15 protein-coding genes are annotated in these 15469 nt (G+C 37.5%); 12 read left to right on the top strand and 3 right to left on the bottom strand.

Annotation, left to right across the window (positions count from 1 at the left end):
- Nucleotides 1–106: 106 nt before the first annotated feature.
- The 12 genes from BTA34_RS07850 to BTA34_RS07795 all read left to right on the top strand — a co-directional run bounded on the left by BTA34_RS07850 (nt 107) and on the right by BTA34_RS07795 (nt 12223).
- The gene (locus tag BTA34_RS07850; protein WP_151435173.1) at nt 107–1477 is read left to right on the top strand and encodes a sucrose-specific PTS transporter subunit IIBC; all 1371 of its coding nucleotides are present in this window, start codon (nt 107–109) and stop codon (nt 1475–1477) included.
- Entirely contained in the window at nt 1478–2884 is a 1407-nt protein-coding gene (locus BTA34_RS07845; protein ID WP_151435172.1) for a sucrose-6-phosphate hydrolase, read from the top strand.
- 63 nt (nt 2885–2947) lie between these two features.
- Nucleotides 2948–3952, top strand: a complete 1005-nt coding sequence (locus BTA34_RS07840) for a LacI family DNA-binding transcriptional regulator (protein ID WP_151435171.1) — start codon at nt 2948–2950, stop codon at nt 3950–3952.
- Nucleotides 3953–4041: 89 nt separating this feature from the next.
- Nucleotides 4042–4755, top strand: a complete 714-nt coding sequence (locus tag BTA34_RS07835) for an AzlC family ABC transporter permease (protein WP_265576303.1) — start codon at nt 4042–4044, stop codon at nt 4753–4755.
- Nucleotides 4752–5066 (top strand): AzlD domain-containing protein, encoded by a 315-nt coding sequence (locus tag BTA34_RS07830; protein WP_151435170.1) that lies wholly within the window; start codon nt 4752–4754, stop codon nt 5064–5066. The genes BTA34_RS07835 and BTA34_RS07830 overlap by 4 nt, the downstream gene beginning before the upstream one ends.
- Before the next feature lie 313 nt (nt 5067–5379).
- A complete protein-coding gene (locus tag BTA34_RS07825) occupies nt 5380–6624 on the top strand; it encodes a PfkB family carbohydrate kinase (RefSeq protein ID WP_151435169.1) in 1245 nt (414 codons plus the stop codon).
- Nucleotides 6624–7568 carry a tripartite tricarboxylate transporter substrate binding protein gene (locus tag BTA34_RS07820; RefSeq protein WP_072068128.1) on the top strand — a complete coding sequence of 315 codons (945 nt, stop codon included), beginning with the start codon at nt 6624–6626 and terminating at the stop codon, nt 7566–7568. The genes BTA34_RS07825 and BTA34_RS07820 overlap by 1 nt, the downstream gene beginning before the upstream one ends.
- Nucleotides 7569–7599: 31 nt before the next feature.
- A complete protein-coding gene (locus tag BTA34_RS07815; protein WP_151435168.1) occupies nt 7600–8037 on the top strand; it encodes a tripartite tricarboxylate transporter TctB family protein in 438 nt (145 codons plus the stop codon).
- Between the two features lie 15 nt (nt 8038–8052).
- Entirely contained in the window at nt 8053–9543 is a 1491-nt protein-coding gene (locus tag BTA34_RS07810) for a tripartite tricarboxylate transporter permease (protein ID WP_151435167.1), read from the top strand.
- 146 nt (nt 9544–9689) lie between these two features.
- Nucleotides 9690–10685: a dihydroxyacetone kinase subunit DhaK gene (locus BTA34_RS07805; protein WP_151435166.1), complete on the top strand. Its 996-nt coding sequence runs from the start codon at nt 9690–9692 to the stop codon at nt 10683–10685.
- Between the two features lie 2 nt (nt 10686–10687).
- Entirely contained in the window at nt 10688–11293 is a 606-nt protein-coding gene (locus BTA34_RS07800; RefSeq protein ID WP_265576302.1) for a dihydroxyacetone kinase subunit L, read from the top strand.
- Between the two features lie 18 nt (nt 11294–11311).
- Nucleotides 11312–12223 (top strand): dihydrodipicolinate synthase family protein, encoded by a 912-nt coding sequence (locus BTA34_RS07795; RefSeq protein ID WP_151435165.1) that lies wholly within the window; start codon nt 11312–11314, stop codon nt 12221–12223.
- A gap of 138 nt (nt 12224–12361) precedes the next feature.
- Here BTA34_RS07795 and BTA34_RS07790 read toward each other — a convergent pair whose 3' ends face one another.
- From BTA34_RS07790 to BTA34_RS07780, 3 genes are all read right to left on the bottom strand, one after another.
- A complete protein-coding gene (locus BTA34_RS07790; RefSeq protein WP_151435164.1) occupies nt 12362–13330 on the bottom strand; it encodes a threo-3-hydroxy-L-aspartate ammonia-lyase in 969 nt (322 codons plus the stop codon).
- A gap of 4 nt (nt 13331–13334) precedes the next feature.
- Nucleotides 13335–13724: a RidA family protein gene (locus tag BTA34_RS07785; protein WP_151435163.1), complete on the bottom strand. Its 390-nt coding sequence runs from the start codon at nt 13722–13724 to the stop codon at nt 13335–13337.
- Between the two features lie 273 nt (nt 13725–13997).
- Nucleotides 13998–15413, bottom strand: coding sequence for an MFS transporter (locus BTA34_RS07780; protein ID WP_151435162.1), 1416 nt, complete (start codon nt 15411–15413; stop codon nt 13998–14000).
- Between the last annotated feature and the right edge of the window lie 56 nt (nt 15414–15469).

Raw genomic sequence — 15469 nt, 5'->3', positions numbered from 1 at the left:
ATCTTGAATTGATTTTTATTTAATCTAATTATTAGCTAAACCGGTTTAGTTTTTTAATTGAACTAAATACTCGCTACATAAATAAAAAAGAATGACAGAGGCTATGATGAATATTGAAAAAGTTGCTCACCAACTTATACCTTTATTAGGTGGTGCTGAAAATATCGCAAGTGCAGCACATTGCGCTACGCGCTTAAGGCTTGTTCTTATTGATGATTCAAAAGCGGATAAAGAAGCAATAAACAAATTAGAGGGTGTGAAAGGATGTTTTAGTAATGCAGGGCAAATTCAAGTTATTTTCGGCACAGGGTTAGTCAATAAAGTACATGCTGCATTTATTGCTGCCGCGGGTATTGGTGAATCAAGTAAATCTGAAGCAGCTAATATTGCGGCTAAAAAGCTCAATCCATTTCAGCGAATAGCAAGACTGCTTTCTAATATTTTTGTGCCCATTATTCCTGCCATTGTAGCGTCAGGCTTATTAATGGGATTGTTGGGGCTAATGAAAACTAACCAGTGGGTAAGCCCTGACAATGCATTATATATTATGCTGGATATGTGTAGTTCGGCGGCTTTTATTATTTTACCCATTCTTATTGGTTTTACTGCGGCAAAAGAATTTGGCGGAAATCCTTATCTTGGTGCGACATTAGGCGGAATTTTAACGCATCCAGCGTTAACTAACGCGTGGGGGGTTGCGGCTGGTTTTAATACCATGAATTTTTTTGGATTAGAAGTCGCCATGATTGGCTATCAAGGAACCGTTTTCCCGGTTTTACTTGCTGTTTGGTTTATGAGTGTACTGGAAAAACAATTACGTAAAGTTGTTCCTAATGCACTCGATTTAATTATCACGCCATTTTTAACGGTAATTATTTCAGGCTTTGTTGCGCTATTAGTTATTGGACCTGTCGGTCGCCTTTTAGGTGATGGTATCTCATTAATATTAAGTACGTTAATTACGCAAGCAGGATGGATTGCGGGGCTTATTTTTGGTGGTCTTTATTCTGTTATTGTTATTACGGGAATTCATCACAGTTTTCATGCAGTTGAAGCAGGCTTATTAGGCAATCCTAATATTGGCGTTAATTTCTTATTACCGATTTGGGCAATGGCGAATATTGCACAAGGGGGAGCCTGTATTGCCGTTTGGTTTAAAACCAACGATGCGAAAATTAAAGCAATTACGATCCCGTCGGGTTTCTCCGCTATGTTAGGTATCACTGAAGCGGCAATTTTTGGGATTAATTTGCGTTACGGCAAACCTTTTATTGCTGCATTAATTGGTGGTGCAGCGGGTGGCGCTTGGGTTGTTGGCTCTCATGTTTATATGACCGCGGTTGGTCTTACAGCAATTCCGGGTATTGCGATTGTGCAAGCGGGTTCAATTAGTAATTATGTTATTGGTTTAGTGATTGCATTCTTAACAGCTTTTGTTCTTTCTCTTTTACTGAAATACAAAGTGGAGTCTGCATAAATGACAAAAAGCGAAGGGTTATCTGCAATTTTACAAGCGGTTATGCGTAATAGTGCTAACGTAGCAAAGGATAAATATTATCCGCGTTGGCATTTAGCGCCAATAACCGGGTTATTAAATGATCCGAACGGATTTTGTTTTGATGGTAAGTATTATCATCTTTTCTATCAATGGGCGCCTCTATCTTGTGAGCATAAAAATAAATGTTGGGGGCATTGGCGCTCAAAGGATCTTATTACTTGGCAACATCAACCTATTGCTTTATTGCCTGATGAATTTTATGACAAAGATGGCTGTTATTCTGGTAGTGCCGTGATCAATCAAGGACAATTAACGCTTTGTTATACCGGAAATGTTAAATTTCAAGATGGAACTCGTACGGCTTGGCAATGTTTAGCCGTAGAAAATAAACAGGGTGGTTTTGATAAGTTAGGACCTGTTTTAGGGCTTCCTGAAGGTTATAGCGGGCATGTTCGTGATCCTAAAATTTGGCGGTACAACGATAAATGGTACATGGTATTAGGGGCGCAAACTCTAGATAAACAGGGTAAGGTTTTACTCTATCGTGCATCTCACTTATATCAATGGCAATTAATAGGTGAATTAGCCGGAAGCCATTTAGGTGGGTTAGGTGATGCGGGTTATATGTGGGAATGCCCTGATCTTTTTGAACTTAATGAACACTTTATTTTATTAGCTTGTCCTCAAGGAATAAAAAAAGAGCAACAGCGATTTTTAAATTCGCATCCTAGTGCTTATTTAATAGGAAGCTTTGATTATTCAACCTTACAATTCCAACATGGCGATTTAATCGAGCTTGATGCAGGTTTTGAGTTTTATGCGCCACAAACCACACAAGTTAATGGTCGGCGTTTATTATTTGGTTGGATGGGTGTTCCTGATGGAGAGGAAATGTATCAACCCACTATTGCTAATGGCTGGATACATCAAATGACTTGTCCTCGTGAATTACAAATAAGAGAAGGGCAACTTTATCAGCAACCCGTAAAAGAATTACAGCAACTCAGACAAAATGCACAATATTGGCAAGGCATTGCAGATGATGCGCCAGATATTAACGGGTTTTCGTTTGAACTTGAAATCGCGTTATTCGGCTCTCTAGAGATTTACTTTTCTGATACTCTGGTTTTAATCATTAAGAATAACCAAGCTGAATTAAAACGCCGTAGTGTTAAAAACGGGGAATGGCAATCACGTTTCTGGTCTGGTGATATAAAACATCTTCAAATATTATGTGATAACTCGAGTGTGGAAATTTTCTTTAATGGCGGCGCGGGTGTAATGAGCAGTCGTTTTTTCCCTTCAGAAAAACAGACTGTCTGCTTCTTGGGGAAAGACACAATAAAACTCACAACGTGGCAATTAAAGAATGCATTGGTTAGTTAAATACGATTATATAAACAATAAAACAGTTTAAGTTCAGCGAATGTGACATTAAGTAAAATAACAGTGAAAAAACAAAAACGTATCACGATCACCGATATTGCAAAATTAGCAGGTGTTTCAAAAACAACGGCAAGTTTAGTGTTAAATGGCCGAGGTAAAGAGATGCGCGTCTCTGATGATACCATTGCGCGTATTACGACTATTGCTGAACAATATCAGTATCAACCCAATATTCATGCTCGCTCTTTACGTGATAATCGTAGTTATGCGTTGGGATTAGTTATTCCTGATATTACAAACTATGGTTTTGCTTCTGTGGCTTATGAGCTAGAAATATTATGTAGAGAAGCGGGTATTCAGTTACTTATTTCCTGCACTGATGAGAATGCAGCTCAAGAAACACTGGTAATAGAACATCTATTATCACGACAAATAGATGGTTTGATTGTCGCCTCGTGTTTACAAAGTGATGTTGAATATCAACGTTTGAGTCAACAAATTCCCGTTGTGTTATTTGACCGTTATTTTGAAGGAACAACACTTCCTTTTGTTGTTACAGATTCAACTACCACGACGCAACAACTTATTGCAGAGATTGCTTCAACGCAACGCATTGATGAGTTTTACTTTTTAGGTGGACAATCCATGCTTTCACCGACTAACGATCGTCTTTTAGGTTTCACGCAAGGGCTTTCGCAAGTGAATATCAAACCAGAGTGGATCATTCATGGGCATTATCACCCAAGTTCCGGCTATGAAATGTTTGGCTCTTTATGTGCTTCTTTAGGGCGAGCGCCTAAGTTTGTTTTTACTTCTGCCTGCGGTTTATTAGAAGGGGTATTGCGCTATTTAAGTCAAAATAAACATATGCAAAATGAAGTCTATTTAGCAGGTTTTGATGATCACTATCTTTATGATTCATTATCAATACCAATCGACACTATTGCTCAAAATAACCCCGAATTAGCCTCACACTGTTTCCGGTTGATTATGGGATTAATTAACCAGACAAATTTAGGAACTCATCAAATTTTTGTTCCAGCAAAAATACACCAACGACATAAATAAGATTGAGCAATTTTATGCAATATCATTTATCTTTACTGACTGATAATTATTCTCTATAGAATTAATGTATTAAAAGTGAAGACAGGTAAATGGAACAAATAAAAAATAATAATGAAGATAGGCAAGTAATGCGTGCTTTTGGCCTTGGTGCTTTGCATGTTTTACCTTTATGCCTTGCGGTTATTCCTTGGGGAATATTAGCGGGTTCAATGGCGGTTGATGCAGGGTTAACCTTTGCACAAAGTGTCGGAATGTCTGCAATTATATTTGCAGGGGCAGCACAACTCGTTACTTTAGGATTAGTGGTTTCTGGTGCAGGAATGCTGACCATTATTGTGTCTGTCTTTTTTATTACAGCACAACATCTTTTATACGGGCTAACCTTACGTCCTCATGTTGCCCATTTAAAATGGTATCAACGTATTACAATAGGCTTTTTATTAACGGATGAACTTTTTGCCGTTTCAGCACAACCTAAAGTAAAACTAACACCCGCCTATATGATTGGCGCGGGATTATGTTTTTATTTAGCGTGGGTTGCTGTCAGTATTGTTGGCATTATTATGGCAAGCCAAGTTTCTGATTTATCCCGTTATCATCTTGATTTCTCTATTGTCGCCACATTATTGGCAATTGTTATTCCGTTAATAAAAACATTTAGTACATTAATTGGCGTTATTGTCTCTTTTTGCCTATCGATTATTTTCAGTTGGTTGAATATAGAAGGTGGCGTAGTTATTGGTGGATTAACAAGCATGTTTATCGCTGTTTGTGTTGCTAGAGTCAGAGGTGAACAAAAATGACATGGTCGTTACTATTTATTTTGGCACTCGTCATTTTCATGTTGCGCTATTTCTTTCTTGAACCGGCGATCCCCGTCAAATTACCGTCAGTGATCAGACAGGCATTAGGATATTCTGCACCTTGTTTATTAACTGCAATTTGCGCACCTATTGTGCTGTTAGAAAAAGGCGAATTTAAAGGTATTTTAGATAATCCTTATCTTTGGGGAACCTTATTATGTATAGGGTTAGCGCTTAAAATACGAAATACCTTAGTCGTGGTTTTACTGACATTAGTGGGCTTTTATCTGCTTAATGCTTTGTTAAACTAAATACCAAAGTGATTTTATTTAACATGATATTTACATTTTAAAACTATTATCACTGTAACTATTTAAGTTATTATTTTATCAGCCGTCTTTGAACGGCTGATCCTACCTCTCTTTTCTTCATTACCATTCTTTATTCGACTCGTTTCACCTCTCATTTTTAACGTATAGCAATTGATGTTGTGTTAAAAAAATGTGATCTAAATTGCTTTGATTTGGTTTTGCTTTTGCTTTTGGTTTTTTGTTTTGAATACCATCGCAGAATCACTGACTGAATCTCCTTATTCTCGTTATCAATGATACGGAGGCACTTTATATGTTTTCAGAAGAACGGCGGCAGGAAATTTACACCATCATCAGAGAACAAAAGAAAGTTAAAGTGGCTCTACTTGCGGAAAAATTCAGTGTCACATTGGAAACTATTCGCAGTGATTTGAAATACCTTGAAGGAGAAGGGTTGATCAAACGTTGTCATGGTGGCGCCATACTAGGGAAACAAGAAATTAAAAAAATAAGTAAATTTAGTGATAGTTTTGATATTTCATGTTTATTGCACGATCTATTAATCGTGAGAGAACGTAAAGATAGAACGCCAGAAGGCAAAGTCTGTGTACTTGGGTCATTTGTGGTAGATATTATTGCCAATGTTGATTCTTTTCCAAAAGTCGGTGAGTTAATTAATTCTAAAAGCAATTCGATAGGTCCCGGTGGCAAAGGAACAAATCAGGCGATAGCTGCCAGTTTTTCTGATGCGAAAGTGCATTTAATAACAAAAGTTGGTGAAGATCATTTTAGTAAATATGCTTATAAATATTTACAAGAAAGTGGAATTGATTCTTTCACTATTTTTCAAACAGACATAGAGCCAACAGGCAGTTCAATTAGTTATTTAGCAGATAAAACACAAAATAATATTACAGCAACTTATTTAGGGGCGAACAATACATTCTCAGATCAAGAGATTGATATTTCTTTACCTTATGTAAGTGAGGCTGATGTGTTATTGCTCCAAGGTGAAATTAATATAGAAGCCAATATTAAAACGGCACTGTTTGCAAAATCAGTTAATAAAACAGTGGTGCTTAATGTTGCGCCTTATAACGAAAACCTAAAGCAGCTTTATTCAAATCTTGATTTTATTACCTTAAATGCGAATCAAGCATCACATTGGGCTGGCATTGAAATAAACGATATTAATGACGCTAAACATGCTATTGGTGTTATTTCAGGTGATGAAAATAAGAAAGTAATTATCTATATGGATGAGCTTGGCGTGGTCTATTTTGACGGACGAGCCACATTTCATATTCCCCCGATGCCATCGTTACGAGTAGATACGATGGCAGCCACGGATGCTTTTAATGGCGCATTCGCTTCAAAAATAGCGGCAGGAGGCACAATGCATGAGAGTGTATTATTTGCCAGTGCTTTCCTCTCTGCATTTATAGAACAAAAAGGTGTAACAGCAATGCCTGTACTTTCTCAAGTTCAGGCTCGCCTTAAATCAAGGCTCGAAGATATTCGACCACAAATAATCTGCAATGAGAAAAGGTGCATATAATGAAAAAAACACTTCTGGCATTTACCCTATGCAGTTCCATTTTTACACTTCCGGCTTTTGCTCAATACCCTGAAAAGCCGATTACGATTGTTGTTCCTTGGGCTGCTGGAGGTAACACTGATACAGTTGCACGCTTAGCGGCTAAAGGGTTGCAAGAAGAATTAGGCGTGACTGTTAATGTGGTAAATAAAACTGGCGGCAGTGGTGTGGTAGGTCATGATGCTATTAAAAATGCAAAACCTGATGGTTACACACTGGGGATTGCCACAGTTGAAATTACCATGATGCATCATCAAGGCATGACAAATTTAACTTATCAAGATTACACACCGATTACACGTCTTGCTGTTATTTATGGTGGATTGCAGGTTGGGAAATCTTCGCCATTTAAAAATGCACAGGAAATTATTGATTACGCAAAAGCAAATCCGGGTAAATTAAAAGCATCCGGCAGTGGTTTAAATTCAATCTGGCATCTCAATACTATTGGTATGTTGCGTGCTGCAGGATTGCCTGATAACGCCATTCGTTTTATCCCATCTCAAGGTGCAAGTGCTGCATTACAGGAGCTTGCTTCTGGTGGTGTTGATATTGTGACCTCTTCATTAGGCGAAGCGGACAGTATGGTAAAAGCAGGATTAGTGAAGCACATGGCAATTATGTCAAATGAGAAATCGGCTTTTTATCCTGATGTACCACTATTTAAAGAAGCCACACCTTATAACTGGGATTTACAAGCATGGAATATGCTAGTTGCGCCAAAAGGGCTAGATAAAGAAGTGCAAGATAAACTCACTGCTGCAATGAAAAAGGTGTACGCATCTGGTGAATTAGCCGAGTTTGCAAATAAACAAGGGTTTGAAGTTATCGAATTATATGGCGATGATGCCACTCAATTTATGGCCAATGAAGATAAAAAGTTTGGCGAAATTATAAAGAAATAACTGAGGAAACGGCTGAACAACAGCCGTTTTTATGCCTATGCTAAATCGTCATATTCTATCGCTAATATTTTGTTGCTTTGGTTTATTTCTTATTGTTTATAGTGCGTATTCATTAGGTGATTTTAGTGAATATGGTGCCGCATTTATGCCTTCTATTATTGGCGGTGGCATGATTATATTCTCATTAATAGATATATTTTCACGTAATCAAGAAAGTGATATTCCATTAATTTCATGGCATGAAATAAAATTCGTTTTATTAATTATTGGTATTATTCTTTTTTATGTTTTTGCATCAGATTATCTAGGTTTTATTTTAACGGGTTTAATTATTACAGCACCGTTAATGATGAAATATGCAACAACAAAACCGATATACAGTTTTATTATTTCAGCCAGTGTGGTGTTAGGTGTGTATTACTTATTTACCGCTGTACTGTTAGTACCGCTACCTCAGCTATTTTCATAAATAGAGAACAACAGTATGGATATATTAATTAGCGCACTTGCTTATATTGATTACACAACAATACTTGTCGTTATTGGTGCTTGTTTATTTGGCTTATTCGTTGGTGCTATTCCCGGATTAACATCAACAATGGCTATTGCATTAATGGTGCCATTTACTTTTTTTCTTGATCCTATTCCTGCATTAGCCTTAATGATTTCTGTCGGTGCATCTTCTATATTTGCGGGTGATATTCCTGGTGCTTTATTGAATATTCCGGGCACGCCTGCATCGGCAGCTTATACCAATGATGCACACAGCTTAGTAAAAGAAGGTAAAACTAACCGCGTATTAGGTATGTCGTTAACAAGCTCTGTGATTGGTGGCGTTATTGGCACGATCATATTAGCGTCAACCGCGCCAATTTTGGCTGAGTTTGCTTTAAAGTTTAGCTCTTATGAATATATGTGGCTGTCTTTAATAGGGCTTAGCTGTGCAACGATTGTTTCAGGTTCACATATTAGAAAAAGCTTATTAGCACTGTTCTTTGGTATTGCATTAGCCACCATTGGCTATGATGAATTTACAGGGCAAGCACGCTTTACTTTCGGTGAAGTCTCTTTAATGCAAGGTGTAAGTTTTATTCCAGCAATGATCGGATTATTTGCAATTTCTGGTGCAATTAAATATTACGTTGAGCGTTGGAAAGAAAAGCAAATCACGCTAAGTGAAATGAATGCTGAAAATAACTCTTACAATATTTTTAAAGGAATAGGCGGTGTTGTTCGCCAGCGTAAAGGCGGTATTTTCCGTAGCGGAATAATAGGCACATTAATTGGTGCGTTACCCGGCGCGGGTGCCGATATTGCGGCATGGATCTCTTATGCTGTTTCAAAGAAACTCTCTAAAACACCAGAAAAATATGGGCATGGTTCTGAAGAAGGTATTGTTGATGCATCAGCAAGTAATAATGCAAGTTTAGCCGGAAGTTGGATCCCATCGCTAGTATTTGGTATTCCGGGCGATTCTGCCGCTGCAATTATTATCGGTGTATTGTATATGAAAGATATGCAACCAGGGCCAACACTGTTTTTATTCAACCCTGATAAATTGTATGCTGTCTTTATTATCTTCTTTATCGCGAATCTAATTTTATTACCGATTGCTTTTATTGTTGTCAATTTATTGAAGAAGATCGTTGCTATTGATAATGCGATTATTTATCCAGCAATTATCTTATTTAGTCTCGTCGGCTCTTACGCAATCACTAATACGATGTCTTCTATTGTTGTTATGTTAGTAATGGGAGTTATCGGTTATTTCCTTCAAGAACGAAAATTCCCAATATCACCCATTATTCTGGGCATGATATTAGGTCCAATGTTAGAAAAGAATTTAATCTCATCTTTAATGAAATCTGATGGTGACTTAATTAATTTCGTTAACAGACCTATTTCGATGGTATTAGCCAGTGTATTTCTACTTATTGTAGTTATGCAAATTAGAGGTGCATTTAAAGCTAAATAAATAATCTATCTAATACTAAATATTTATTACTAAACATCTATTTATAGAAAGATACTTTTTAAGTATCAGGGAAAACTCATCTTAAATAAAATAAGTTTATTTAAGATGTCAGAAATCAGCAGATAAATAAAATATCGGGTGATCACATGAAAAAAATATTAAATAAGCCAGAAAACTATGTCGATGAAACATTAGCGGGTTTATGCCTTGCTCATAGTGATATTTATCGTCAACCACAGCCAAGATTGATTGCTCGTTCGAAAAAAGTAAATAAGACCAAAGTGGGTATTGTAACGGGAGGTGGATCGGGTCACTTACCTGTATTTACAGGATATGTGGGTGAGGGCTTATTAGATGCGGCTGCCGTAGGCGATGTTTTTGCTTCACCTTCAGCAGATTTAATGGCAGATGCCATTCGTGAAGCCAACAATGGCTTAGGTGTGTTGTTACTGTATGGCAATTATGGTGGCGATATCATGAATTTTGATATGGCGACCGAAACGGTCGATTTTGAAGATGATATTCGTTGTACAACCGTTTTAGCCGCTGATGATGTGGCTTCAGCAAAACCAGAAGAAGCACACAAACGTCGTGGTGTTGCTGGGATGATCTATGGTTTTAAAATGGCGGGTGCCAAAGCTGAAGAAGGAGCAACACTTGATGAAGTTACGCGTATTGCTCAAAAAACCATGGAAAATACCCGAACCATTGGTTGTGCGTTGACATCTTGCACCTTACCCGCAGTAGGACATCCTACTTTTGAAATCGGTGAAGATGAAATGGAAATGGGGATGGGTATTCACGGTGAACCGGGAATTTGGCGTGATAAATTACGCAGCGCAGATGATATTGCACAAGAGATGTTTGATCGCTTACAGGCAGAATTATCATTAAAAATAGGTGATAAAGTCTCTGTATTAGTTAACTCTTTAGGCGCAACGCCATTAGAAGAGCTTTATATTCTGTACAACAAAATTGCACAACTGATTGATAAAACGGGTGCAACAATTGTACATCCATTAGTCGGTCGTTATGCCACATCCATGGAAATGACTGGGGCAAGTTTAACATTGTGTAAATTAGATGAAGAGCTAGAAGCCTTGATGAATGCACCCGCTCATTGTGCATTCTGGAGGGTATAGCGATGAATATTACACTTGATATGCTCAAACAAGCGGTGAGCCATATCGCTATCGCTTGTGAGCAATCTCAATCAATGCTGTGTGAAGCAGATAGTCGTCTAGGTGATGGGGATCTCGGGATCACGATGCAAAAAGGCTGGCGACAAATTGCGGACGATTCACAAGATTGGTCTGATGATCTCAGCAAAGTACTTTTTCAATGCAGTAAATCATTACAAAAAGCCTGTGCTTCTTCTTTTGGTACATTGCAAGCTACGGCTTTTATGGCAATGGCAAAATACTGCAAAGAGAATCAACTTCAAGAAATCTCGCCTTCTGACATTTCACCGCTATTAACTATTGCATACCAAAGCATGATGGCGAGAGGAAAAGGGGAATTAGGGCAAAAATCCGTACTCGATATTCTTTACCATTTATCTGAAGCGCTAAAACCAACTTTAGCTATCGATAATCTAAAAGCAGCAGCCTTACAAAGCGTCGATAGTACGCTTAATGAATTTCGCCAAAAACCTAATTTATTAGGTCGCGCTCGTATGTTCCCAGAAAAATCTATTGGTTTAGATGATCCGGGTATGTTGGCAATTAAAGTTATTGTTGAAGCAATCTGATTTAATAAAGGTCTTTATATGAAAAAATTATTTGGCGTTACAGTGGCAATGGTTACTCCGTTTGATTCGCACGATCAAGTAGATATTAAAGCGTTATCTGCATTAACTGAAATGCTCGTAACCAAAGGCGTTGATTGCCTTTATCCTTGTGGTACAACGGGTGAGATGTTGCGTTTATCTGCATCAGAACGTAAAAATGTTGCTAAAACCGTTGTTGAAACAGCAAATAAGCGTTTACCGGTCTTTATTCATGTTGGTGCAATGACATTAACTGAAACCATTGAATTAGCCAAACATGCCGTTGAAATTGGTGCCGATGGTATTGGTGTGGTGACACCACAATTTTTTGGTGCGACAGACAGAGAATTAGAAAACTATTTTGTGACCGTGGCAAATAGTGTGCCGGATAATTTCCCTGTTTATCTGTATAACATTCCACAATGTGCTGCAAATAATATCAAGCCTGAATTAGCGGCCAAAGTACAACAACAGTGTAAAAATGTAATTGGTATTAAATACAGTTTTGCTGATAACAATACAACATTAAGTTATCTTGCGGTTGAAGAGGGTTTTTCAGTCCTTCATGGTTACGATAAATTATTCCTAGGCTTATTAGATGCAGGCTGTGACGGTACGGTTTCAGGTTGTGCTTGTGTATTCCCTGAGCCATTTGTGAATATGTATAAAGCTTATATCGCAGGTCATTACCAAGAAGCGAAATACTGGCAACAATTTTGTGTGAAATTTAGTGATGCACTTAAGTCTGGCGCGAATATGGCAATATTTAAATCGGCATTAACCATGCGTGGTTTAGAAGGCGGACATATGCGTTTGCCGCAACTTGATTTATTGCCTGAAGAAAATCAACAATTAAAAGAAAATCTAACTCAATTATGTAAAGAAGTAGGTATTACTTTTTCACTTAACTAATAAGTGGTTAAACAAATGTCCCCGTTATTTTAGTTGATTGGCTGTATGTTGATCCTTTTAAGCAGTATAGGTTTTTCTATACTGCTTTTTTTCATATTAGAGCATGTTCATATTAGACAATGCATAAGATGTCATGGTTTATTGTGCTAAAAAGTGACCATATTGCACGATATCAACATTACCACCGCTGATAATAATCCCTATTTTCTTACCTTTTAATTTATCACCAAATTGACGAGCAGCCGCTAAACTTAAACAGCCCGTTGGCTCTACAATTATTTTCATTCGCTGAGCATAAAACTGCATAGCCAAAATTAATTCTTCATCTGTCGCCGTTAAAATATCGTTCACATTGTTACGAATAATATCAAAAGTATAATTGCCTAAGTGCTGAGTTTGTGCGCCATCTGCAATTGTTTTCGGTGTATCAATATGAATGATTTCGCCTTTGCGTAATGATTGTTGCCCGTCATTTCCGGCTAAAGGCTCTACGCCAAATATTTTACAATATGGTGAGAGGGCTTTGGTTGATAATAAAGAGCCGGAAAGTAATCCACCACCACCTAATGGAACAAATAGCATATCTAATGCACCAACTTCATCAAACAACTCTTTTGCGGCAGTACCTTGCCCGGCAATAATATGAGGATGATCGTAAGGTTGAATTAATGTTAGACCTTCTTTTTGTGCAAGTTGTTGCCCAATTTCTTCACGATCTTCTGTATAACGGTTATAGCTGATCACGCGACCACCATAGCCTTTTGTGGCTTCCATTTTTGCCTTTGGTGCATCTTCAGGCATGATAATAGTTGCAGGAATACCTAATAGCTTTGCCGATAAAGCTATAGCTTGCGCATGATTGCCTGATGAGAAAGTCACGACACCCTTTTTACGTTGTTCTGCGGTAAATTGAGATAAGGCATTCATCGCACCACGAAATTTAAATGCGCCCATTCGCTGAAAGTTTTCACATTTAAAATAAAATTGCGCCCCTGTCAGCTCATTAATAGTGCGAGAGGTTAAAACCGGTGTTTTATTAAGATACGGCAGAATACGTTGATGAGCGTCAGCAACATCTTTATAAGTAGGAGCAAGTAACTTATTCATAAGATTATTCCTTAATAACAACGGCTTCAATTTCAATTTTACTCCCAAAATGTAGCTCTTTTACACCCGCCACTAATCTTGCTGGTCTATGCTCGCCAATCCATTTTGCATATAACTCATTAACGATAGGCCATTCATTAATATCAGTCACATAGACTTTAACTTGAGCAATATCGGTTTTCTTTGCATTAATTCCGAGAAGACAAGCAGTTAAATTTTCAAGGACTTGTGTGATTTGGACTTCAACGGGCTTGTCTGCTAAAGGTTTACCTTGTTTATCTAATGGCAATAATCCAGAAACAAACGACATATTATTTGCAGTAACGACATGAGAGTAATGCCCACCAGGTGAAGAGAGTGCTTCAATATTTTGTTGGATAAGATGTGAGGTCATTGTATTTTCCTATTTCACTTAAGTTAGATAAAATGTACATTCATTTATACATAATGTCTAACTTTAGATCAATAGTTTGTTTTTTGCTAAAAGCGAGTGTAAATCTAGGATAAAGAAAAGGATGCGCTAATTCATTTTTAGGTGTGCTAAATAAAAGAAATTTTGACAGAATAAAGAATAAAATCTTTTATAAATAAAACCAATGAATCTAATAAAAAAGAGGTGAAAATATATCACCTCTTTTTGTCTTTTATATGATATTAAATATAAGATTTAATAAGAACAACGTGTTATTTTCCACGCGGTATAAATCGCTATTAATGGCGCTAATGCTAAAAATAAGAAGAGGGCAGATGCAGAAGAAGAAAGCCCTTCAGGAGTACCACTATTAAAACCATTTAAATTAACTATCATGCCTGCAAGTGCAGAACCTAGTGCGGTTGCAAACAGTTGTACGGTAGTAATTGAGGCACCCGCAATATCTTTATCTTGTGTGGAAGCGGCTTGCAATATACGTGTTAATAGGTGAGGCCAACCAAAACCAATACCATAGCCCACTAAGAACAAAGCAAATAAAATAATAAAAAGACTCATTGCATTTTCTGATTGCAACAGTGGATTAGGAATAACAAAAGCCAATACGACTAAACCGATAAAAACAATAATAGGGCCACTTAAAATACTAAAACGCATTTTAGCACCTTGCCAACTTGCACTAATGACTTCAGCAACTGTCCAGCCTAATGCCATTAATGCACTCATATAGCCAGAAGCTAAAGGCGTTTGCATATGTAAACTTTGTAGATAATAAGGGACAAAGATCTCACAAGTCATACCGATGGCTAATAGCGAAATAGTTAAATACAAAAGTGCGTGTAAAGATAGCCCTTTAAATGTATTGGTAGGTAATAGCCGAACGGTAAAACGTTTTTCGCAGAAAATAAGTACACCAATTAAACCAAATACAGCCACGATACTAAGCAAATTAATGGTAAGTGAGGACGAAAGGCTACCCGATGAAATCAGCAAAACAGCGACTGTTAAAATGATCAGCTGAAGATAAGGCAGGCTTTGTGAGGTTGATTTTGGCGCGTCACTGCTATTTTTGGGTAAAATAAACCACAGATAAATACCATAAAAAAGCATGATAGGTAACATAATACCAAAGGCATAACGCCAAGCATCTAATTGAGCAAATATTCCACCAATAGCAGGGCCAATTAAGGTAGCAACACCCCACATGCCTGAAATTAATGCCATTGCTCTTGGCCATAATGCTTGATCGTAAACGATATTCACCATGGCATAAGAAAGCGCAAATAAAAGCCCCCCACCAAGACCTTGAACAAATCGACCAATAAGCATCACTTCCATTTTAGGTGCAATTGCACACAACAAACTACCAATAAAAAATAATACTGTACCAGCTAAATACGCACCTTTAGCACCTAATAAATTGAGTAAGCGAGCAGACAATACAGAGCCAATAATTGAAGCTGCTACAAATAACGTGGTATTCCATGCATATAATCCCATTCCACCAATATCTGTTACAACAGAAGGCAAAATAGTCGTTGCCATTAAAATATTAATCGCGTGGATCACGACACCAAAAGAGAGGGCAAAGGAAATTGCACCATTCCGCCCTGAAAAGAGATCACGCCATTGGCTATTATTATTTGGGTGCATGAGAAAAAATATCCTTCTTTCATTGCTATTACGACATAGCTTCGTTAAATTACCAA

The organism is Proteus sp. CD3 (assembly GCF_008808075.1).
In the GTDB taxonomy this organism is placed as follows: Bacteria; Pseudomonadota; Gammaproteobacteria; order Enterobacterales; family Enterobacteriaceae; genus Proteus; species Proteus appendicitidis.
The sequence above is the reverse complement of the archived record's forward strand: the minus strand, read 5'-3'. Positions and strand labels throughout refer to the sequence as shown.